Annotated in this window: 16 protein-coding genes; 11 read left to right on the top strand and 5 right to left on the bottom strand. The window is 70.1% G+C overall.

Annotated elements, in window-relative coordinates; all coding sequences use genetic code 11:
- Position 1 precedes the first annotated feature (1 nt).
- Positions 2 to 871: a bifunctional DNA-formamidopyrimidine glycosylase/DNA-(apurinic or apyrimidinic site) lyase gene (mutM, locus tag QFZ67_RS10730; RefSeq protein ID WP_307660864.1), complete on the top strand. Its 870-nt coding sequence runs from the start codon at positions 2 to 4 to the stop codon at positions 869 to 871.
- Here mutM and QFZ67_RS10725 read toward each other — a convergent pair.
- Positions 835 to 1,221 (bottom strand): helix-turn-helix domain-containing protein, encoded by a 387-nt coding sequence (locus tag QFZ67_RS10725; RefSeq protein WP_307660863.1) that lies wholly within the window; start codon positions 1,219 to 1,221, stop codon positions 835 to 837. The two genes, mutM and QFZ67_RS10725, sit on opposite strands and share 37 nt — an antisense overlap.
- 55 nt (positions 1,222 to 1,276) lie before the next feature.
- Complete coding sequence (locus QFZ67_RS10720) at positions 1,277 to 2,086, bottom strand: CAP domain-containing protein (protein WP_373429978.1); 810 nt, start codon at positions 2,084 to 2,086, stop codon at positions 1,277 to 1,279.
- A 151-nt stretch (positions 2,087 to 2,237) separates the two neighbouring features.
- Here QFZ67_RS10720 and QFZ67_RS10715 point away from each other — a divergent pair, with 151 nt between their 5' ends.
- The 4 genes from QFZ67_RS10715 (at position 2,238) to QFZ67_RS10700 (ending at position 8,488) form a co-directional block, all read left to right on the top strand.
- On the top strand, positions 2,238 to 2,519 hold the full coding sequence (locus QFZ67_RS10715) for an acylphosphatase (RefSeq protein WP_307660861.1): 282 nt from the start codon (positions 2,238 to 2,240) through the stop codon (positions 2,517 to 2,519).
- 392 nt (positions 2,520 to 2,911) lie between these two features.
- On the top strand, positions 2,912 to 3,130 hold the full coding sequence (locus QFZ67_RS10710) for a hypothetical protein (protein WP_215097132.1): 219 nt from the start codon (positions 2,912 to 2,914) through the stop codon (positions 3,128 to 3,130).
- A gap of 159 nt (positions 3,131 to 3,289) precedes the next feature.
- The gene (gene smc, locus QFZ67_RS10705) at positions 3,290 to 6,844 is read left to right on the top strand and encodes a chromosome segregation protein SMC (RefSeq protein WP_307660860.1); all 3,555 of its coding nucleotides are present in this window, start codon (positions 3,290 to 3,292) and stop codon (positions 6,842 to 6,844) included.
- 222 nt (positions 6,845 to 7,066) lie between these two features.
- Complete coding sequence (locus QFZ67_RS10700) at positions 7,067 to 8,488, top strand: sugar porter family MFS transporter (RefSeq protein ID WP_307660859.1); 1,422 nt, start codon at positions 7,067 to 7,069, stop codon at positions 8,486 to 8,488.
- A gap of 93 nt (positions 8,489 to 8,581) precedes the next feature.
- On the opposite strand, the gene QFZ67_RS10695 is transcribed toward QFZ67_RS10700, so the two are convergent.
- Both QFZ67_RS10695 and QFZ67_RS10690 read right to left on the bottom strand, forming a co-directional pair.
- On the bottom strand, positions 8,582 to 9,553 hold the full coding sequence (locus QFZ67_RS10695) for an LLM class flavin-dependent oxidoreductase (protein ID WP_307660858.1): 972 nt from the start codon (positions 9,551 to 9,553) through the stop codon (positions 8,582 to 8,584).
- Between the two features lie 59 nt (positions 9,554 to 9,612).
- Positions 9,613 to 11,070 carry a cytosine permease gene (locus QFZ67_RS10690; protein WP_307660857.1) on the bottom strand — a complete coding sequence of 486 codons (1,458 nt, stop codon included), beginning with the start codon at positions 11,068 to 11,070 and terminating at the stop codon, positions 9,613 to 9,615.
- Positions 11,071 to 11,245: 175 nt separating this feature from the next.
- Here QFZ67_RS10690 and ftsY point away from each other — a divergent pair, with 175 nt between their 5' ends.
- The gene (gene ftsY / locus QFZ67_RS10685; protein ID WP_307660856.1) at positions 11,246 to 12,469 is read left to right on the top strand and encodes a signal recognition particle-docking protein FtsY; all 1,224 of its coding nucleotides are present in this window, start codon (positions 11,246 to 11,248) and stop codon (positions 12,467 to 12,469) included.
- Positions 12,470 to 12,601: 132 nt separating this feature from the next.
- Here the strand turns inward: ftsY and QFZ67_RS10680 are convergent, their stop codons facing one another.
- The gene (locus QFZ67_RS10680) at positions 12,602 to 13,243 is read right to left on the bottom strand and encodes a bifunctional DNA primase/polymerase (RefSeq protein WP_307660855.1); all 642 of its coding nucleotides are present in this window, start codon (positions 13,241 to 13,243) and stop codon (positions 12,602 to 12,604) included.
- 429 nt (positions 13,244 to 13,672) lie between these two features.
- Here QFZ67_RS10680 and QFZ67_RS10675 point away from each other — a divergent pair, with 429 nt between their 5' ends.
- The 5 genes from QFZ67_RS10675 to ffh all read left to right on the top strand — a co-directional run bounded on the left by QFZ67_RS10675 (position 13,673) and on the right by ffh (position 21,277).
- Positions 13,673 to 15,148, top strand: coding sequence for a hypothetical protein (locus QFZ67_RS10675; protein WP_307660854.1), 1,476 nt, complete (start codon positions 13,673 to 13,675; stop codon positions 15,146 to 15,148).
- Positions 15,149 to 15,454: 306 nt separating this feature from the next.
- Positions 15,455 to 16,813, top strand: a complete 1,359-nt coding sequence (locus QFZ67_RS10670) for an ammonium transporter (RefSeq protein ID WP_307660853.1) — start codon at positions 15,455 to 15,457, stop codon at positions 16,811 to 16,813.
- Positions 16,810 to 17,148, top strand: a complete 339-nt coding sequence (locus tag QFZ67_RS10665) for a P-II family nitrogen regulator (RefSeq protein ID WP_307660852.1) — start codon at positions 16,810 to 16,812, stop codon at positions 17,146 to 17,148. The genes QFZ67_RS10670 and QFZ67_RS10665 overlap by 4 nt, the downstream gene beginning before the upstream one ends.
- 26 nt (positions 17,149 to 17,174) lie before the next feature.
- Complete coding sequence (locus QFZ67_RS10660; protein ID WP_307660851.1) at positions 17,175 to 19,628, top strand: [protein-PII] uridylyltransferase; 2,454 nt, start codon at positions 17,175 to 17,177, stop codon at positions 19,626 to 19,628.
- 98 nt (positions 19,629 to 19,726) lie between these two features.
- Complete coding sequence (gene ffh, locus QFZ67_RS10655) at positions 19,727 to 21,277, top strand: signal recognition particle protein (RefSeq protein ID WP_307660850.1); 1,551 nt, start codon at positions 19,727 to 19,729, stop codon at positions 21,275 to 21,277.
- Positions 21,278 to 21,370: the final 93 nt, after the last annotated feature.

The raw sequence follows: 21,370 nt of genomic DNA, 5'->3' as shown, positions 1-21,370 counted from the left end.
CGTGCCCGAGCTGCCCGAGGTCGAGGTCGTACGTCGCGGACTCCAGCGCTGGGTCAGCGGCCGTACGATCGCCGAGGTGCGGGTCCTGCACCCGCGTGCGGTCCGCCGCCATCCGGCCGGCGCCGAGGACTTCGCGGCGCGTCTCAAGGGACACAGCGTCGGCATCGCCCGCCGCCGCGGCAAGTACCTCTGGCTGCCGCTCGCGGACACGGACGCCTCGATCCTCGGTCATCTGGGCATGAGCGGGCAGCTGCTCGTCCAGCCCGAGGACGCCGACGACGAGAAGCATCTGCGGATCCGGATCCGCTTCGACGACCCTCTCGGCACCGAGCTGCGCTTCGTCGACCAGCGCACCTTCGGCGGTCTTTCGCTGCACGACAACACCCCCGAGGGGCTGCCCGACGTCATCGCGCACATCGCGCGTGATCCGCTCGACCCCGCCTTCGACGACGCGGCCTTCCATACAGCGCTGCGCCTGCGCCGTACGACCGTCAAGCGCGCGCTGCTGGACCAGTCGCTGATCAGCGGGGTCGGGAACATCTACGCGGACGAGGCGCTGTGGCGCGCGAAGCTCCACTACGAGCGCCCCACCGCGACCCTCACACGCCCCCGCTCGACCGAACTGCTCCGTCATGTACGGGACGTGATGAACGCGGCCCTGGCCGTCGGCGGCACCAGCTTCGACAGCCTCTATGTGAACGTGAACGGCGAATCAGGCTATTTCGACCGGTCGTTGGACGCTTACGGGCGAGAGGACGAGCCCTGTCGTCGCTGCGGCACACCCATACGCCGACGCCCCTGGATGAACCGGTCCAGCTACTTCTGCCCGCGCTGTCAGCGGCCGCCACGGCTGACGAGCACGCTGTCGTAACGCTCGCGCGCCGCCAGCACCTCGGGCATCCGGCCCTCCACCAGGTGGATCAGCCCGAGCAGCCGCTCGGCCACGGCGCGTCCCAGCGGGGTCAGCTCATAGTCCACCCGCGGCGGATTCGTGGGCTGCGCGTCCCTGTGAACCAGGCCGTCGCGCTCCAGGGCCTGCAGTGTCTGGGAGAGCATCTTCTCGCTCACGCCGTCGACGCGCCGCCGCAGTTCGTTGAAGCGGAGGGTCCCTTCGTACAGGGCCCCGATGGTCAAGCTGCCCCAGCGGCCCGTCACATGCTCGAGCGTGCCGCGCGAGGGGCACTGCTTCGAGAACACGTCGAAGAGGTGGCCGTCGTCCATGACGGCCACCTTACTCCGGCGCAGCGCTGACCAAGAGAAAGTGAGACGCAGGGCCTCAAAAGCCGAAGTCCTGGGTCCACCAGGGGCCGCCGTCACCCAGGTACACACCGACGCCCAGCGTCTTGTACTCGCAGTTGAGTATGTTCGCGCGGTGACCGTCGCTGTTCATCCAGGAGTTCATCACAGCGGCCGCGTCGGCCTGCCCGCGGGCGATGTTCTCGCCGCCGAGCCCCTGCACGCCCGCCTTCGCGGCGCGGTCCCAGGGGGTCGCTCCGCCCGGGTCCGTGTGGTCGAAGAAGCCGCGCGCGGCCATGTCGGCGCTGAAGTCCCCGGCGAGATCCGCCAGTGCGGCATCGGACCGCACCGGGCTGCACCCCACCTTCGCGCGCTCCTTGTTGACCAGGCTGAGCACCTCGGCCTCGATGGCCGCGGCACCCGTGGCCACGGGCTTGGCCCGCTCGGACGCACGGTCTGAGGCGCGCGTCTCGGTACGGGACGGAGGCGCGGTGCTCTCCTTCCGCTTCTCCGGGGCCTTCGTCTGCTTCGAAGGCGTCGCCGACGGCTTGGTCGGCGTGGGGGAGGGGGTCTTCGACGGCGCCTGCGGGCGGGTGACACTCGGGCTGGCGGAGGCCGAGGCCCCGTTCGTCGGCTCGGCGCTCGCGTCGCCCTGCGTCTGCAGCTTCGCCGAGCCCTCGGTGCGTACCTGCCCGCTCGACTCGCTGCCGCCGCCGACGTTGAACTTGTCGCCGCCCGGCAGCAAGCCGGACGCGACGGCCACGGCGCCTACCGCCATGGCTGCGGAAGCACCGAGCAGCCCGGTGCGCACGGGCACAGCTGCCCGCCTCTTCCGGCTATGGCGTCCCATCTGCAGTGCCTTCCTCATGCTCGACGATGCTTGACGGTCGAATATCAAAGCAGACTCACCCATACGGGTGAGTCCCATTTCGACCGGACTGTACGCCATGACGGGTGGGGGCGAAGTGCTCAGAGAGGAATTGGCCGGTTAGCTTGCACCCATGGATGATGTTGCACGGCTCACCGCCTGGGTACGCGGCCGAGTACAGGGCGTGGGCTTCCGCTGGTTCACCAGGGCAAATGCTCTGGAGATCGGCGGCCTTACGGGATTCGCCATCAATCTCGACGACGGCAGAGTGCAGGTTGTGGCAGAGGGGTCACGTGAGAATTGCCACCGTTTGCTGGAGTGGCTGCGCTCCGGCGACACACCCGGGCGGGTCGACGGTGTCACTGAGATCTGGGGCACCCCGCGAGGCGGTTACGAGGACTTCGCGATCCGCTGAAGATCACCACGGATTTCGTCGCCTCAGCGGTCCATAACGCATGCCTCAGGCCACCTGCCTTTGGTGGAATGACCTGGTGGTTGCCAAGAAGGGCTTGTCGTGCGAGGCTGCGCCAGTAAGAATGATCTCTACGCCCCAAGGGCCCCGCAGATGAGGCTCCGCCGCACGTTTCGCGGCCGGATGCCCCCGGGTTTGCCCGCTGATGCGGGGCGTGATCGTGTTGACCGTCAAACTTTTTGGTGAGACTCTGGAAGTCCCCGCGCACCTTAGCTGTTTGGCAGTAAGAACCGCAGCAATATCAGCAGTAACAAGCACTGCCGAACACCGCGGGTGCGATTCCCTCACGACCCACACCGCTTCGGTCGGTCACTCAGTGTGGAGGACCATCCATCATGGCAAAGGCGCTTCTCGGTTACGTCGGCGGTTCCGACCCGCGACTCCTCGCCGAGATGCGACGGCTTCAGCAGCGCGTCCAGGACCTGGAATCCGAGCTTGTACGGATCCAGTCCGAGAACGACGCGCTCAACGCTGCCGTCGCTCAGCACCCTGGAGAGTCGCTGCTTGACGGCATCGACATCGACGTACCCCAGGCGGAGCCTGCGCTCACCTGAGCACGGCGATCTCTGGAGATACATCGCGCAAGATATGCAAGGGACGCTTCGGCGTCCCTTCTTTCTTTGCCCCCCGCCCCGTACGGTGCTTCTCTTAACGTCTGATGTGCCCTGCACCTTCATGGGTGAAACCGCGAGTGAAAGGTAGAGTCCGGCGGCGTGCACCTCAAGGCCATGACCCTGCGCGGGTTCAAATCCTTCGCCTCCGCCACCACCCTGCGGTTCGAGCCGGGCATCACCTGTGTCGTCGGGCCCAACGGCTCCGGCAAGTCCAATGTGGTGGACGCGCTCTCCTGGGTCATGGGTGAGCAGGGAGCCAAGTCGCTGCGCGGCGGCAAGATGGAGGACGTCATCTTCGCCGGGACGACCGGGCGGCCCCCGCTCGGCCGCGCCGAGGTCTCTCTCACCATCGACAACTCCGACGGCGCGCTCCCCATCGACTACGCCGAGGTCACCATCACGCGGATCATGTTCCGCAACGGCGGCAGCGAGTACCAGCTCAACGGCGACACCTGCCGGCTCCTCGACATCCAGGAACTGCTGTCCGACTCCGGCATCGGCCGCGAGATGCACGTCATCGTCGGGCAGGGCCAGCTCGACTCCGTACTGCACGCCGATCCGATGGGCCGCAGGGCCTTCATCGAGGAGGCAGCCGGCGTCCTCAAGCACCGTAAGCGCAAGGAAAAGGCGCTGCGGAAGCTGGACGCGATGCAGGCCAACCTCGCCCGCGTACAGGATCTGACCGACGAGCTGCGCCGGCAGCTCAAGCCGCTGGGACGGCAGGCCGCCGTGGCGCGGCGGGCCGCCGTCATCCAGGCCGATCTGCGCGACGCCCGGCTGCGGCTGCTGGCCGACGATCTCGTACGGCTGCGGGAGGCGCTGCGCAGCGAGATCGCCGACGAGGCCGCGCTCAAGGAACGCAAGGACGCCGCCGAGGCGGAGCTCAAGGCGGCGCTGAGCCGCGAGGCGGAGCTGGAGGACGACGTACGGCGCCTCGCGCCGCGGCTGCAGCGGGCGCAGCAGAGCTGGTACGAGCTGTCCCAGCTGGCCGAGCGGGTGCGCGGCACGATCTCGCTGGCTGACGCGCGGGTGAAGAGCGCGACCGCGGCGCCCGCGGACGAGCGGCGCGGCCGCGACCCCGAGGACATGGAGCGCGAGGCCGCCAGGATCCGCGAGCAGGAGGCGGAGCTAGAGGCCGCGCTGGAGGCGGCCGAGCGCGCGCTGGAGGACACCGTCGCGCACCGCGCCGAACTGGAGCGGGAGCTGGCCGTCGAGGAGCGGAGGCTCAAGGACGTCGCGCGAGCGATCGCCGACCGGCGCGAGGGACTGGCCCGGCTCAACGGTCAGGTCAACGCCGCCCGTTCGCGGGCCGGATCGGCGCAGGCCGAGATCGACCGGCTGGCCGCCGCACGCGACGAGGCCCAGGAGCGGGCTGTGGCCGCCCAGGAGGAGTACGAGCAGCTGAAGGCCGAGGTCGACGGGCTCGACGCCGACGACTCCGCACTCGGCGGGCAGCACGACGCGGTCAAGCACGAACTGGCGGAGGCGGAGGCGGCACAGAGCGCGGCCCGCGAGGCCCTCACCACCGCCGAACGCAAGCGCGCAGCCGTGGCCGCCCGCCGCGAGGCGCTCGCCCTGGGCCTGCGCCGCAAGGACGGCACGGGCGCGCTGCTCGCCGCGAAGGACCGGCTGAGCGGTCTGCTCGGCCCGGCGTCCGAGCTCCTCACCGTCGCTCCCGGCTACGAGGTGCCGGTCGCGGCGGCGCTGGGCGCGGCCGCGGACGCCGTCGCCGTGTCGACCCCGGCGACCGCCGCCGAGGCGCTGCGGCTGCTCCGCAAGACGGACGCGGGGCGCGCGGCAATACTGCTGGGTGGCGCCCCCGAATCCGTACCGCCGGAGCGGCGCGCGGACGGGCACCCGTACGCCGCCGATCTGCTGCGCGGGCCCGATGAGCTGATGCCCGCCGTGCACCGGCTGCTGCGGGGCATGGTCGTCGTCGGGACGCTGGAGGACGCCGAGGATCTGGTCTACTCGCGGCCCGAACTCACCGCCGTGACCGCCGAAGGCGATGTCCTCGGGGCGCACTTCGCGCAGGGCGGCTCCGCCGGAGCGCCGAGCCTGCTAGAGGTTCAGGCATCCGTCGACGAGGCGGCCGCCGAGCTGGAGGAGCTGGCGGTCCAGTGCGAGGAGCTGGCCGCCGCCCAGCAGCTGGCCACCGGGCGTCGCCGCGAATGTGCCGCGCTGGTGGAGGAGTTGGGGGAGCGCCGCCGGGCCGCCGACCGTGAGAAGTCGGCCGTGTCGGGTCAGCTGGGACGGCTCGCCGGGCAGGCCCGCGGCGCCGCGGGCGAGGCCGAGCGGACGACCGCGGCCGTCGCCAGGGCGCAGGAGGCGCTGGAGCGGGCGCGGGAGGAGGCCGAGGAGCTGGCCGAGCGGCTGCTCGTCGCCGAAGAGGCTCCCATCGAGGAGGAGCCCGATACGCATGTACGGGACCGGCTCGCCGCCGACGGCGCCAACGCACGCCAGACCGAGATGGAGGCCCGCCTCCAGGTCCGTACGCACGAGGAGCGCGTCAAGGGGCTCGCGGGGCGCGCGGACGCACTCGACCGGGGTGCGCGCGCCGAGCGCGAGGCACGGGCGCGCGCCGAACAGCGGCGCGCCCGGCTGCGCCACGAGGCGGAGGTCGCGTCCGCTGTGGCGAGCGGTGCCCGCCAGCTGCTGGCCCATGTCGAGGTCTCGCTGGTGCGGGCCGAGGCGGAGCGGGTCGCGGCCGAGGGGGCCAAGGCCGAGCGCGAACAGGAGTTGAGCGCAGCCCGTAACCAGGGGCGCGACCTCAAGGGCGAGCTCGACAAACTCACGGATTCAGTTCACCGCGGCGAGGTACTCGGGGCGGAGAAGCGGCTGCGGATCGAGCAGTTGGAGACCAAGGCTCTGGAGGAGCTCGGCGTGGAACCCGCCGGGCTGATCGCAGAGTACGGGCCCGACCAGCTGGTGCCGCCGTCACTGCCCGCCGAGGGAGAGGACCTGCCCGATGACCCTGAGCACCCGCGCAACCAGCCGAGACCTTTCGTACGCGGTGAGCAGGAGAAGCGGCTCAAGTCCGCCGAACGGGCGTATCAGCAGCTCGGGAAGGTGAATCCGCTTGCCCTGGAGGAGTTCTCCGCGCTGGAGGAGCGCCACAAGTTCCTCTCCGAGCAGCTTGAAGACCTGAAGAAGACCAGGGCCGACCTACTCCAGGTGATCAAGGAAGTCGACGAGCGCGTCGAGCAGGTCTTCACCGATGCGTACCGGGACACGGCCCGCCAGTTCGAGGGTGTCTTCTCGCGGCTCTTCCCGGGCGGCGAGGGCCGGCTGATTCTGACCGACCCCGACAACATGCTCACCACGGGCGTGGACGTCGAGGCGCGGCCGCCGGGCAAGAAGGTCAAGCGGCTCTCGCTCCTTTCGGGCGGCGAGCGCTCGCTGACCGCCGTCGCGCTGCTGGTGTCGATCTTCAAGGCCAGGCCCAGCCCGTTCTATGTGATGGACGAGGTCGAGGCGGCGCTCGACGACACCAACCTCCAGCGGCTGATCCGGATCATGCAGGAGCTCCAGGAGTCCTCGCAGCTGATCGTGATCACGCACCAGAAGCGGACGATGGAAGTCGCTGACGCGCTGTACGGCGTCTCCATGCAGGGCGACGGCGTCTCCAAGGTCATCAGCCAGCGCCTTCGCTGACAACCGCTGAGCACCGCTGACCGATCTTCAAGTGTTGAACTCAAGTCGGTCCGCATGCGGTTCAGATCTGTTCAGTAAGGGTCTTGACTTCGAAACTTGAACGAATAGTCTCTGCAACGTTGCTTTTACCTTCAGGTGGTGGGCGACGTGAAGTTGTGCGCCACTTGAAGGGCTCGCCCTGCCCACGCCCGGCGACGCTGCCGGACGGCCCCAGGAGTACACGTGACCAGCACCTCGCAGCCGCCACCGGCATCGGGAGCCCGTGAAGCCCACCCGGAGCATCTCGCCCACGTCATCTTCATCACGGCCTCCGCCGCGATGGGCGGCTTCCTCTTCGGGTACGACAGCTCCGTGATCAACGGCGCCGTCGAGGCCATCCGGGACCGCTACGACATCGGCTCGGGAACGCTCGCCCAGGTCATCGCCATCGCCCTGATCGGCTGCGCCATCGGCGCCGCCACCGCCGGCCGGATCGCCGACCGCATCGGCCGCATCCGCTGTATGCAGATCGCCGCCGTGCTCTTCACCGTCAGCGCGGTGGGCTCCGCCCTCCCCTTCGCCCTCTACGACCTCGCCTTCTGGCGCGTCATCGGCGGCTTCGCCATCGGCATGGCCTCGGTCATCGGCCCGGCCTACATCGCCGAGGTGTCCCCGGCCGCCTACCGAGGCCGGCTCGCCTCCTTCCAGCAGGCCGCGATCGTCATCGGCATCGCCGTCTCGCAGCTGGTCAACTACGGCATCCTGCAGCTCGCCGACGGTGAGCAGCGCGGCGAGATCGGCGGGATCGAGGCCTGGCAGTGGATGCTCGGCGTCATGGTCGTCCCCGCGATGCTGTACGGTCTGCTCTCCTTCGCGATCCCCGAGTCGCCCCGCTACCTGATCTCCGTCGGAAAGGTCGACAAGGCGAAGGAGGTCCTCGGCGAGGTCGAGGGCCACAAAATCGACCTGGACGCCCGTGTCGCCGAGATCGACCTCGCGATGCGCCGCGAGCACAAGTCGAGCTTCAAGGACCTGCTGGGCAGCCGCTTCAACTTCCTGCCCATCGTCTGGGTCGGCATCGGACTCTCCCTCTTCCAGCAGTTGGTCGGCATCAACGTCGTCTTCTACTACTCCGCGGCGCTGTGGCAGTCGGTCGGCATCGACCCGGCCGAGTCCTTCTTCTACTCGTTCACCACGTCGATCATCAACATCATCGGCACCGTGATCGCGATGGTCCTGGTCGACCGGGTCGGCCGACGTCCGCTCGCCCTCGTCGGCTCCGCCGGTATGGCGATCGCCCTTGCCTTCGAGGCCTGGGCCTTCTCCGCCGACCTCGTCGACGGCAAGCTGCCCAGCACCCAGGGAGCCGTCGCCCTGATCGCCGCGCATGTCTTCGTGCTCTTCTTCGCCCTCTCGTGGGGCGTCGTGGTCTGGGTCTTCCTGGGCGAGATGTTCCCGAACCGGATCCGCGCGGCGGCACTCGGCGTCGCCGCGTCCGCGCAGTGGATCGCCAACTGGGCCATCACCGCGAGCTTCCCGAGCCTGGCGGACTGGAACCTCTCCGGCACGTACGTCATCTACACAGCCTTCGCCGCGCTCTCGATCCCCTTCGTACTTCTGTTCGTCAAGGAGACCAAGGGCAAGGCGTTGGAGGAGATGGGCTAATCCCCGCTGCCCCTCTCCTCACCACGGAACTGCCCCGGCTCAGCGTCTCCCAGAGGCCCTCGAGCCGGGGCAGTACGTGTGCGTCGGGCAGGCTCAGCCAGTGAGCCGGGGGAGCACGCTCTCGGCGAAGAGCTGAAGGCTGCGCCAGCCCTCGTCCACCGGCATGCCGCCGCACAGCGGATGCAGCACCAGGCTGTCCCCGCCGAGCGCCACGCACTCGTCCGGCGTGACGATCCGGTACACGCCCTCTTCGCGCAGCTCCTCGACCGTCGTCGCCTTCGAGCGAACCGCGGAGCGGATGTCCTTCGACTGCCAGGAGGCGTACATCCGCGCCTCGTGCAGGAAGTACCCGCCATACTCGGCCCACGCGCGGTCCGGGTCCTCCGCGAGATGCAGGAGCGGCGTCTTCTCCGCCGGCATCATCGTCCAGCCCTCGGTCCCGTACCGCTCGCGCTGCTCGTGGTAGTACGCCTCCAGCTCCGGCAGATGCGCGCTCGGGAAGAACGGCAGCCCGAGCCGGGCCGCGCGCCGGGCCGCCGCCCGCGAGGAGCCGCCCACCAGCAGCATCGGATGCGGCTGGGTGTACGGACGCGGGGTCACCCGGACGGTCCGCCCGCGGTACGTGAACGGCTCACCGGTCCACGCCGTCAGCAGTGTCTCGAGCAGCTCGTCCTGGAGCTTGCCGCGCCGGGTCCACTCCACCCCCAACTGCTCGTACTCCTCCGGCCGGTAGCCGATGCCCGCGACCGTGACCAGACGGCCCTTGCCGACCAGATCGAGTACGGCGATGTCCTCTGCCAGCCGCAGCGGATCGTAGAGCGGACCGATGATCGCGGAGACGGTGACCGCGATCCGGCGCGTGGAGCCGAGGACCGCCCCGGCGAAGACGAAGGGAGACGGCAGCCAGTTGTTCTCGGCGCCGTGGTGCTCCTCGGTCTGGATCGTGTCGAGGCCGCGGTCGTCGGCGTACGCGGCCATCTCCAGGGCGGCGCGATAGCGAGCCGCGAGGGTATCGGGCGTCGCGCCGGGATCGACGAGATTGAAGCGGGCCACTGTGAAGGCCATGGGAACGTCCCCCTCCGCCGGTGTGAACGTGGCGAAGGAGGACGGTAGCTGACGCAGCGTCAGATTGACAGGGTCGTGGACTCGGGTTCTGTGACGGGAGCGGCCGGGATCGGCTCGGGCGCCGCGGACCGGGTGCGCGGCAGCACCGCGTACAGCGCCGCCGAGACGACGATCGTGGCCGCCCAGCCCAGGCCGTGCTTCCCGATCCAGGTCGGGGCGAGCGGACCGGCGAACCAGTCGACCTTGGTGAAGAGCAGACCGACCAGCAGCGCGAGTGCCCACGCCGTCATCGCCTGCCAGGCGAAGCCGCCCCGGTACCAGTAGGCGCTGGTGCGCGTGGTATCCATCAACGCCCCACCGTCGTACGTGCGCCGGCGCAGCATGTCCACACCGAAGACGCCGATCCACGCCGAGAACGCCACCGCGAGCAGTGTCAGGAAGGAGATGAACGAGCCGATGAAGCTGGTCGCCACCACCATCAGCAGGAAGCCGAATACCAGGCTGATGACGGCGTTCACGCTGACCGCCCAGGCGCGCGGGACCTTGATGCCCAGGGTCTGCGCGGTGAAGCCCGCCGAGTACATCGACATCGAGTTGATCAGCAGCATGCCCACCAGCGCGATGAGGAGATACGGAACCGCGATCCACATCGGCAGGATCTGGCCGATGAACGCGACCGGGTCGGTGGCGCTCGCCAGATCCGGCGTCGAGACCGCCATCACCGCGCCCATCAGCACCATCGGCAGTACGACGATCCCGGCGCCGCCGACCGTCGAGCCGACCATCGCCCTGCCGGACGCGGCGCGCGGGAGATAGCGGGTGAAGTCCGGGCCCGAGGGGACCCAGCTGATGCCGCCCGCCGCGATGGTGCCGATACCCGCGACCATCATCGCCGTCGACCCGGCCGGCTTGCCGAAGACCGCGGACCAGTCGGTGTTCGCGACCAGATGGACCAGCACCAGCACGCTGAACGCGCCGAAGAGATATGTCGACCACTTGCTGCACACGCGCAGAGCATTGATGCCGAGCCCGGAGACCAGGAACGTGCAGGCGACGAAGACCAGCAGCGTGACGACGATCAGCGCGGTGTTGCTCTCCACGCCGAAGAGCAGATCCAGCACGGTCAGCACGGCGTACGCGCCGGTAACCGCGTTGATCGTCTCCCAGCCCCAGCGCGCGACCCAGATGAGCGAGCCGGGGAAGAGATTTCCGCGCTGGCCGAAGACCGCGCGGGACAGGGCCATGCCGGGGGAGCCGCCGCGCTTTCCGGCGATGGAGATCAGGCCCACGATTCCGTACGAGACGAGGGGTGCCGCGACTCCGACGACCAGCACCTGCCAGAAGTTCAGACCGTTGAAAACGATCAGGCCCGCACCCATCGTGAGCAACAACACGCTGATGTTGGCTGCGACCCAGGTGGGGAAGAGTTCGCGTACGTGGCCGGTGCGCTCGCCGTCGGGGACGGGTTCGAGGCCACGGGTCTCTATCGCGCCTTCGGATTCGGAGGCGTGGGGCATGGAAGAGCTCCGTAGAGTGGGGCGGGGGGACGCCGGGGGAGGAGTGCCGGCCGGCAGAAGACCTGAACAACCAGCATCGCCCGAACCCCCCAAAAGGTCCAAATGGAGTCCTGGGCCTTGTGGGATCCTCCGGGGCTGCTGCGGGTGAGCGGTCGTGGCCGATACTGGGTGGGTTATGGAAATCCTCATCCTTGCTGTAGTCATCGCCCTGGTCGCGGTCGGCGCGATCAGCGGGCTCGTGGTCAGCAGCCGCAAGAAGAAGCAGCTGCCGCCCTCGGCGCCGTCGAGCACGCCGACCATCACTGCCCCGCCCGCCGAGCCTCAGGTCGGTGAGGACGCGGCGCCGACGGTCGAAGAGCCACGCCGCACGATCGAGGAGGTCGACCTCCCCGACGCCGCCGAGGCCGTCGAGACCCCGGCCGCCGTCGAGGATCCGGTCGTCGCGGCGCCGCCGGTCCCCGAGATCGAGATCCCCGAGCCGACCGCCGGCCGTCTGGTCAGGCTCCGCGCCCGCCTCGCCCGGTCCCAGAACACGCTCGGCAAGGGGCTGCTCACGCTCCTGTCCCGAGACAACCTCGACGAGGAGACCTGGGAGGAGATCGAGGACACCCTGCTCACCGCGGACGTCGGCGTCGCGCCGACCCAGGAGCTGGTCGAGCGGCTGCGCGAGCGCGTGAGGGTGCTCGGTACGCGTACGCCCGAGGAACTGCGCGGCCTGCTGCGCGAGGAACTGCTGCATCTGCTAGGCACCGACTTCGACCGCGCGGTGAAGACCGAGAGCGGTCTGGACACCCCTGGCGTCGTCATGGTCGTCGGCGTCAACGGCACAGGAAAGACCACGACGACCGGCAAGCTGGCGCGGGTGCTCGTCGCGGACGGCCGCTCCGTGGTGCTCGGCGCGGCGGACACGTTCCGCGCGGCGGCCGCGGACCAGCTCCAGACCTGGGGCGAGCGGGTCGGCGCGCGCACGGTGCGCGGCCCGGAGGGCGGCGACCCGGCGTCGGTCGCGTTCGACGCGGTCAAGGAGGGCATCGCCGAGGGCGCCGACGTCGTACTGATCGACACGGCGGGCCGGCTGCACACCAAGACGGGCCTGATGGACGAGCTCGGCAAGGTCAAGCGCGTCGTCGAGAAGCACGGACCGCTGGACGAGATCCTGCTGGTCCTGGACGCCACGACGGGGCAGAACGGTCTGGTGCAGGCGCGGGTGTTCGCGGAGGTCGTGGACATCACCGGCATCGTGCTGACGAAGCTGGACGGCACGGCCAAGGGCGGCATCGTGATCGCGGTGCAGCGGGAGCTGGGCGTACCGGTGAAGCTGGTGGGCCTGGGCGAGGGACCGGACGATCTGGCGCCGTTCGAGCCGGAGGCGTTCGTGGATGCGCTGATCGGCGACTAGCTGCCGCGGGGCGGGGAACAAGCCCGCCGCAGGCGCACCCGCTCGCGGTGCGTCATGACGTACCCAAGGAAATGCCCGGCCACGTCGTGCAGACGAGGCCGGGCATTTCCGTATCGGCCGCCCGACCCAGGCTCACGAACGGTGGCAGACGTACGCCAGCGTGCCCAACAGCAGTCGCGCCTCCGGCGGCGCCGTGTCCAGAGACGGTGGGCGCAGCCAGCTGACCGGGCCCAGGCCCGCGTGGTCGGACGGCGGGGCCGTGATGTGGGCGCCCGGGCCCAGGCAGTGCAGGTCCAGGTCCGCGTCGTCCCAGCCCATCCGGTAGAGCAGGTCCGGGAGTTCGTCGGCGGCGCCGGGGGCGACGAAGAACTGGCAGCGGCCGTCCGGCGTGGCCGTCACCGGGCCGATCGGCAGCCCCATCCGCTCCAGGCGTACCAGCGCCCGCCGGCCGGCCGGGGCGGCAATGTCGAGGATGTCGAAGGTGCGGCCGACCGGCAGCAGCAGCGACGCGCCCGGCACTTCGGACAACGCCTTTGTGACCTCGTCCAGCGTCGCGCCCGCGGGCACCTCGGGAGCGAAGCCGAGTGGATGGGCCCCCGGGGACGCGCAGTCCGCCGCCTCGCAGGAACATTCGCCGGACGCCGCTCGCGCCCCCGGCGCCACGTCCCAGCCCCACAGCCCTGTGTACTCGGCCACCACTGTGCACTCTGTGGTGCGGCCGCGGCGCCGTGAGCCGGACCGCATCTCCCGGATGCCGCCGATCGTGAAGCCCATGCCCCCTCCAACGGGTCTGAATCGCCGGTGGTTACGACCCGAAGTCTCCTCGTGACACTGAGTCGCAACCGGTAAAGGTCAGGTGGCGCACAGTGGCGCAAGGGGTGGTGCGGACCAGGCTGCGCGCCTGTGTGTGCACCGCTCCGCCACATCCTGATCGTCGTATGTCAAGTGAATCGCGCCCGGCGGCAAGGGAGTTCATTCGAAGGGGTGGCGAATGGTGGCGTTTCTGCAATTGCGCTCGCGAGAGGGGTGATCGTGGGATTACTTTCAGTACACGAACCCTGGAGCTTTGCGCACCCGCGGGTATGCCGGGGGCAACTCGGTTTCCTGTTCGGTAGGGCGCAACCTCCGCACGGACGGTCTCAACTCACGGCATTCTGGTAGGGGTTCGGGGCGACAAAGGCTTCAGCGGATGGGGGCGTTCCAGTGGACGGCAGCGGCGCAAACGGTACGGATGCCGGCAAGCGCCCGAACGAGCAGTTGAGCTCGTGGTTCGTGCGCAGCGGTTGGTCGAAGGGCGAACTCGCGCGTCAAGTGAACCGCCGGGCGCGCCAGATGGGCGCACACCACATCAGCACCGACACCTCACGCGTACGCCGGTGGCTCGACGGCGAGCAGCCGCGCGAGCCGATTCCGCGCATCCTCTCCGAGCTGTTCTCCGAGCGCTTCGGCACCGTCGTCGCCATCGAGGACCTCGGACTGCGCTCGGCGCATCAGTCACCCGCAGTGTCCGGGGTGGATCTCCCCTGGGCGGGCACCCAGACCGTCGCCCTGCTCAGCGAGTTCTCGCGCAGCGACCTGATGCTGGCGCGGCGCGGTTTCCTCGGGACCTCGCTCGCCCTGGCCGCGGGACCCGCACTCGTCGAGCCGATGCAGCGCTGGCTGGTGCCCTCCCCGCCCGGTGAGCCGGGGCAGCAGGTGCCTCTCGCCGCATTGCGCAGGGCTTCGAGGCTCTCCAAGCCCGAGCTGGAGCTGCTGGAGTCCACCACCGCCATGTTCCGACAGTGGGACGCGCAGTGCGGCGGCGGGCTGCGACGCAAGGCGGTCGTGGGCCAACTGCACGAAGTAACCGATCTGCTCCAGGAGCCGCAGCCCCAGGCCACCTCACAGCGGCTGTTCAGGTGCGCCGCCGAGCTCGCCGAGCTGGCCGGCTGGATGAGCTACGACGTCGGACTGCAGCCCACCGCGCAGAAGTACTTCGTGCTCGCCCTGCACGCCGCCAAGGAGGCGGGCGACAAGCCACTCGGCTCGTACATCCTGTCCTCCATGAGCCGCCAGATGATCCACCTCGGGCGGCCCGACGACGCCCTGGAGCTCGTCCATCTCGCGCAGTACGGCAGCCGCGACTGCGCGACCCCGCGCACCCAGGCGATGCTGTATGCGATGGAGGCCCGCGCTTACGCCAACATGGGCCAGCCCAGCAAGTGCAAGCGAGCCGTCCGGATGGCCGAGGACACCTTCGCCGACACGGGTCTCGACGGCGAGTCCGAGCCCGACTGGATCCGCTTCTTCTCCGAGGCCGAGCTCAATGGGGAGAACGCCCACTCGTACCGCGATCTGGCCTATGTGGCGGGCCGCAGCCCCACCTACGCCTCGCTCGCCGAGCCGGTCATGCGGCGCGCCGTCGAGCTTTTCGGCCAGGACGACGAGCACCAGCGGTCGTACGCACTCAACCTGGTCGGCATGGCCACGGTCCATCTGCTCAAGAAGGAGCCCGAGCAGTCCACGGAGCTGGCCGGCCAGGCGCTCAAGATCGCCAAGCGGGTGCGCTCCGAGCGGGTCAACACCCGGTTGCGCAAGACGGTCGACACGGCGGCCCGGGACTTCGGCGACGTTCCCGAGGTCGCCCACTTCACCGACCAGCTGACCGCCCAGCTGCCCGAGACCGCGGAAGCGGTCTGAGCGGGCGGCGTCACCAGGCCCCGGCCGCGACGCTCACCCCGAACAACCCGACTCGGCTCCCCCGTGCCAGGTCAGGCGGGTGGGCGTCGTGGTCGGCTGGTGATGTGCGCAGAGGGTACTCCCGGCCCTCCCGCCCCACCCACCTGTTCATCGCCGCGTAACACGCCGGACCTCTTCGTCACTGCGGCGAAACATCGTGCGGCATTGGCGGAAACCGCCTTGCGTCAACTTTAGGGCGCATAACCGGCCCGCCCTTCCGCACAGGCTTCGCCCGCACGCGGCCGCACCGACGACGAGGAGACGCCGATGCCTCAAGGCATCTCGACGCTTGCCGCAGACGCCCCGACACTGTCTGCAGCCAATACCGGCTTCATGCTCATCTGTTCCGCCCTGGTGATGATCATGACGCCGGGCCTTGCCTTCTTCTATGGAGGCATGGTCCGGGTCAAGAGCACCCTCAACATGCTGATGATGAGCTTCATCAGCCTCGGGATCGTCACCATCCTGTGGGTGCTGTACGGCTTCAGCCTCGCCTTCGGCACCGACAAGGGCTCCATCATCGGCTGGAGCGCCGACTACGTCGGGCTGAGCGGCATCGGCATCACCCAGCTGTGGGACGGCTACACCATCCCGGTGTACGTCTTCGCGGTCTTCCAGCTGATGTTCGCGATCATCACGCCCGCGCTGATCAGCGGTGCGCTCGCCGACCGCGTGAAGTTCACCGCCTGGGCGCTGTTCGTCGCGCTGTGGGTCACCGTCGTCTACTTCCCGGTCGCGCACTGGGTGTGGGGTGCGGGCGGCTGGCTCTTCGAGCTCGGCGTCATCGACTTCGCGGGCGGCACCGCCGTCCACATCAACGCCGGTGCCGCGGCCCTCGGCGTGATCCTCGTCATCGGCAAGCGCGTCGGCTTCAAGAAGGACCCGATGCGGCCGCACAGCCTGCCGCTGGTGATGCTCGGCGCCGGTCTGCTGTGGTTCGGCTGGTTCGGCTTCAACGCCGGCTCGTGGCTGGGCAACGACGACGGTGTCGGCGCGGTGATGTTCGTCAACACCCAGGTCGCCACCGCGGCCGCGATGCTCGCCTGGCTGGCGTACGAGAAGATCCGCCACGGCGCCTTCACCACCCTCGGCGCCGCGTCCGGCGCGGTCGCGGGTCTGGTCGCCATCACCCCGTCCGGCGGCGCCGTGAGCCCGCTCGGCGCGATCGCCGTCGGCGTCATCGCCGGTGTGCTCTGCGCCATGGCCGTCGGCCTGAAGTTCAAGTTCGGTTACGACGACTCGCTCGACGTCGTCGGCGTCCACCTCGTCGGCGGTATCGTCGGCTCGCTGCTGGTCGGCCTCTTCGCCACCGGCGGCGTCCAGAGCGACGTCAAGGGCCTCTTCTACGGCGGCGGCCTCGACCAGCTCGGCAAGCAGGCCGTCGGTGTCGGCGCTGTACTGGCCTACTCTCTGGTGGCATCGGCATTGCTCGCCTTCGTCCTCGACAAGACGATCGGCATGCGGGTCGAGGAGGACGTCGAGGTCTCCGGCATCGACCAGGACGAGCACGCCGAGACGGCGTACGACTTCAGCGGTGCCGGCGGCGGCGCCGGTTCCCGTAAGGCCGTGCCCGCCCCGGGCGACTCCGTGGCAGCCGCGGCTCAGACCAAGAAGGTGGACGCATGAAGCTCATCACCGCCGTCGTGAAGCCGCACCGGCTCGACGAGATCAAGGAGGCCCTGCAGGCCTTCGGAGTCCAGGGGCTCACGGTCACGGAGGCCAGTGGATACGGCCGCCAGCGCGGTCACACCGAGGTCTACCGCGGTGCGGAGTACACCGTCGACCTGGTGCCGAAGATCCGCATAGAGGTACTGGTCGAGGACGGCGACGCCGAACAGCTCATCGACGTGGTCGTCAAGGCGGCCCGCACGGGCAAGATCGGTGACGGCAAGGTGTGGAGCGTCCCGGTCGAGGCAGCGGTACGGGTGCGGACCGGCGAACGCGGCCCGGACGCGCTGTAAACGCAGAGCAGAACAGGAGCTGCTGGGTGACGAGCCTTGATGTGACCACCGAAGCGGAAGACTCGGGACCCAGCGGCTATGCGGCGGCCCGGCTGCGCCTTCTCAACGAGAAGGCGCAGTCCGGGCCGCCGCGCCGTGCTGCCCTGGCCAGACTGACCGACGACTGGCTGAACGCGCTGTTCACCACCGCCTGTCTGGAGGCCGGGGTACGGGGCACGGCGCTCGTCGCCGTCGGCGGTTACGGGCGCGGCGAACTCTCCCCGCGCAGCGACCTCGATCTGCTCCTGCTGCACGACGGGCGGGCGGACGTGGGTGACATCGCCGCCCTCGCGGACCGGATGTGGTACCCGGTGTGGGATCTGGGGCTCGCACTCGACCACTCCGTACGCACTCCCGGCGAGGCCCGCAAGACCGCGGGCGAAGACCTCAAGGTGCAGCTCGGGCTGCTGGACGCGCGCCATGTCGCGGGCGATCTGGGTCTGCTGACCGGGCTGCGCACCGCCGTGCTGGCCGACTGGCGCAACCAGGCCCCCAAGCGGCTGCCCGAGCTGGACGAGCTCTGCCGCGAACGGGCCGAGCGCCAGGGCGAGTTGCAGTTCCTCCTGGAGCCGGACCTGAAAGAGGCGCGCGGCGGCTTGCGGGACGCCACCGCACTGCGCGCCGTCGCCGCCTCCTGGCTCGCCGACGCGCCCCGCGAAGGGCTCAACGAAGCCCGCCGGACGCTGATGGACGCCCGGGACGCGCTGCATCTGACCACAGGGCGCGCCACCGACCGGCTCGCCCTGCAGGAGCAGGACCAAGTCGCCGCCGATCTCGGCCTGTTGGACGCCGACGCGCTGCTGCGGCAGGTGTACGAAGCGGCGCGCACCGTCTCGTACGCCACGGACGTCACCTGGCGCGAGGTGAACCGCGTACTCAGGTCACGCGCCGTACGGCCCCGGCTGCGGGCGATGCTGGGCGGCGGCCGCGGCACCCAGCCCGAGCGCAGCCCCCTCGCCGAGGGCGTCGTCGAGCAGGACGGCGAGGTGGTGCTCGCCCGCGCAGCGCGGCCCGAACGCGACCCGGTGCTCCCGCTGCGGGCCGCCGCGGCCGCCGCCCAGTCCGGGCTGCCGATCTCCCTGTACGCGGTACGGCGGCTCGCAGCCACCGCCCGCCCGCTGCCTGTGCCGTGGCCCGCCGAAGCCCGCGAGGAACTCCTCACCCTGCTCGGCGCGGGGGAGTCGACGATCGGGGTCTGGGAGGCGCTCGAGGCCGAGGGCCTGATCACCCAGCTGCTGCCCGACTGGGAGCGCGTACGGTGCCGGCCACAGCGCAACCCCGTACACACCTGGACCGTCGACCGGCATCTCGTCGAGGCGGCGGTCAAGGCCTCCGCGCTGACCCGCCGGGTGGGCCGCCCCGATCTGCTGCTGATCGCGGCCCTGCTGCACGACATCGGCAAGGGCTGGCCGGGGGACCACTCGGTGGCGGGCGAGACCATCGCCAAGGACGTCGCCACCCGGATCGGATTCGACCGCGCCGATGTGGCCGTCATCGCCACGCTCGTACGCCACCACCTGCTGCTCATCGAGACGGCCACCCGGCGCGATCTGGACGACCCGGCCACGGTCGCGTCCGTCGCCGAGGTCGTCGGATCCGCCGGCACGCTCGAGCTGCTGCACGCCCTGACCGAGGCCGACGCACTCGCCACCGGGCCCGCCGCCTGGTCCTCCTGGCGTGGTTCGCTCGTCGGCGACCTGGTGCAACGGGTCGCGGCTGTCCTCGCGGGCGCGGCGCCGATCGAGCCGGAGCCCGCCGCGCCGAGCGCCGAGCAGGAACGTCTCGCCATCGAGGCGCTGCGTACCGGCGAACCGGTGCTCGCGCTGCACGCCCAGACCGAGCAGCCGGCGGGCGACGAACCCGAACCCGTCGGCGTCGAGCTGCTGATCGCGCTGCCCGACCAGCCGGGGGTGCTGCCCGCGGCGGCCGGCGTGCTGGCCCTGCACCGGCTGACCGTCCGGGCCGCCGACCTGCGCTCCATCGACGTGCCCAGCGAACTCGGCGGGCCCGGTGGCGTACTGCTGCTGAGCTGGCGGGTGGCGGCGGAGTACGGCTCCCTGCCGCAGGCTGCCCGGCTCCGCGCCGATCTCGTACGGGCCCTGGACGGCTCGCTCGACATCCCGGCGAGGCTCGCCGAGCGGGAGGCCGCCTATCCGCGCCGCCGCGGGGTCCAGGCCCCGCCCCCGCGCGTGACCGTCGCGCCCGCGGGCTCCCGGCTCGCCACCGTGATCGAGGTCCGCGCCCACGACGCCCCCGGGCTGCTGCACCGCATCGGCCGCGCGCTGGACGAAGCGGAGCTACGGGTGCGCAGCGCCCATGTCTCCACGCTCGGCGCGAACGCCGTCGACGCCTTCTATGTGACGGGCCCGGAAGGGGCACCGCTGCCGGCCGAGGAGGCCGCCGAGACGGCCCGTGCGCTGGAGGCGGTGCTGCGCGCCTGATGTGAGACCCCCCCACGGGGCAGACCACACCGCGCGCGGCCGGATACCCTGGGGGACACTGTCCGCCTGCTCCCGACACCTGAGGATCCGCGACCACCGTGTTCGACACCCTCTCCGACCGCCTTGCCGCGACATTCAAGAACCTCCGGGGCAAGGGCCGCCTGTCCGAGGCGGACATCGACGCCACCGCGCGCGAGATCCGTATCGCGCTGCTCGAGGCGGATGTCGCGCTGCCCGTCGTCCGGGCCTTCATCAAGCAGGTCAAGGAGCGCGCGAGTGGCGCCGAGGTCTCCCAGGCGCTGAACCCGGCCCAGCAGGTCATCAAGATCGTCAACGAGGAGCTCATCGGCATCCTCGGTGGCGAGACCCGCCGCCTCCGGTTCGCCAAGCAGCCGCCGACCGTGATCATGCTCGCGGGTCTGCAGGGTGCCGGTAAGACGACGCTGGCCGGAAAGCTGGGCCTGTGGCTCAAGGGCCAGGGGCACTCGCCGCTGCTCGTCGCCTGTGACCTCCAGCGCCCCAACGCGGTCACCCAGCTCTCCGTCGTCGCCGAGCGCGCGGGCGTCGCGGTCTACGCGCCGGAGCCGGGCAACGGCGTCGGCGACCCGGTCAAGGTCGCCAAGGACTCCATCGAGCACGCCAAGTCCAAGCAGTACGACGTGGTCATCGTCGACACCGCCGGCCGCCTCGGCATCGACCAGGAGCTGATGCAGCAGGCCGCGGACATCCGCGACGCCGTCAGCCCCGACGAGGTCCTCTTCATCGTCGACGCGATGATCGGTCAGGACGCGGTCAACACCGCCGAGGCGTTCCGCGACGGCGTCGGCTTCGACGGCGTGGTGCTCTCCAAGCTCGACGGTGACGCCCGCGGTGGCGCGGCGCTCTCCATCGCGCACGTCACCGGCCGCCAGATCATGTTCGCCTCCAACGGCGAGAAGCTGGACGACTTCGACGCGTTCCACCCGGACCGCATGGCGTCCCGCATCCTCGGCATGGGCGACATGCTGTCGCTGATCGAGAAGGCCGAGCAGACCTTCAGCCAGGAAGAGGCCGCCAAAATGGCCTCCAAGCTGGCGAGCAGCAAGGGCAAGGACTTCACGCTCGACGACTTCCTGGCCCAGATGGAGCAGGTCAGGAAGATGGGCTCCATCTCCAAGCTGCTCGGGATGCTGCCCGGCATGGGGCAGATCAAGGACCAGATCAACAACATCGACGAGCGGGACGTCGACCGTACCGCCGCGATCATCAAGTCGATGACGCCCGGCGAGCGTCAGGAGCCGACGATCATCAACGGCTCGCGCCGTGCCCGTATCGCCAAGGGCTCCGGTGTCGAGGTCAGCGCCGTGAAGGGCCTGGTTGAGCGGTTCTTCGAGGCCCGCAAGATGATGTCGAGGATGGCGCAGGGCGGTGGGATGCCGGGTATGCCCGGGATGCCCGGCATGGGTGGTGGCCCTGGCCGCCAGAAGAAGCAGGTCAAGCAGGCCAAGGGCAAGCGCAAGAGCGGCAACCCGATGAAGCGCAAGGCCGAGGAGCAGGCGGCCGCGGCGCGCCGCGAGCAGGCGGCGCAGGGCAACGCGTTCGGCCTGCCGACCGGTGAGCCGGGCAAGGACTTCGAACTGCCCGAGGACTTCAAGAAGTTCATGGGCTGACGTGCTGACACGCTGACACCAGCCCCGAAGGGCCCGCGACCGGACCGGTCGTGGGCCCTTTGCGTGCTCGGTCCGGCCGCGTGACGGCGCCCT

Origin of the sequence: Streptomyces sp. V1I1 (assembly GCF_030817355.1) — a bacterium.
Taxonomy (GTDB): domain Bacteria; phylum Actinomycetota; class Actinomycetes; order Streptomycetales; family Streptomycetaceae; genus Streptomyces.
This window is presented reverse-complemented; position numbering and strand designations above follow the sequence as displayed.

What these genes read in the sequence shown, in the direction of transcription:
- QFZ67_RS10725 (WP_307660863.1), bottom strand. Translation starts at nt 1,221, where the DNA reads ATGGACGACGGCCACCTCTTCGACGTGTTCTCGAAGCAGTGCCCCTCG.
- QFZ67_RS10720 (WP_373429978.1), bottom strand. Translation starts at nt 2,086, where the DNA reads ATGGGACGCCATAGCCGGAAGAGGCGGGCAGCTGTGCCCGTGCGCACC.
- QFZ67_RS10715 (WP_307660861.1), top strand. Translation starts at nt 2,238, where the DNA reads ATGGATGATGTTGCACGGCTCACCGCCTGGGTACGCGGCCGAGTACAG.
- QFZ67_RS10710 (WP_215097132.1), top strand. Translation starts at nt 2,912, where the DNA reads ATGGCAAAGGCGCTTCTCGGTTACGTCGGCGGTTCCGACCCGCGACTC.
- QFZ67_RS10695 (WP_307660858.1), bottom strand. Translation starts at nt 9,553, where the DNA reads ATGGCCTTCACAGTGGCCCGCTTCAATCTCGTCGATCCCGGCGCGACG.
- QFZ67_RS10690 (WP_307660857.1), bottom strand. Translation starts at nt 11,070, where the DNA reads ATGCCCCACGCCTCCGAATCCGAAGGCGCGATAGAGACCCGTGGCCTC.
- ftsY (WP_307660856.1), top strand. Translation starts at nt 11,246, where the DNA reads ATGGAAATCCTCATCCTTGCTGTAGTCATCGCCCTGGTCGCGGTCGGC.
- QFZ67_RS10680 (WP_307660855.1), bottom strand. Translation starts at nt 13,243, where the DNA reads ATGGGCTTCACGATCGGCGGCATCCGGGAGATGCGGTCCGGCTCACGG.
- QFZ67_RS10670 (WP_307660853.1), top strand. Translation starts at nt 15,455, where the DNA reads ATGCCTCAAGGCATCTCGACGCTTGCCGCAGACGCCCCGACACTGTCT.
- QFZ67_RS10665 (WP_307660852.1), top strand. Translation starts at nt 16,810, where the DNA reads ATGAAGCTCATCACCGCCGTCGTGAAGCCGCACCGGCTCGACGAGATC.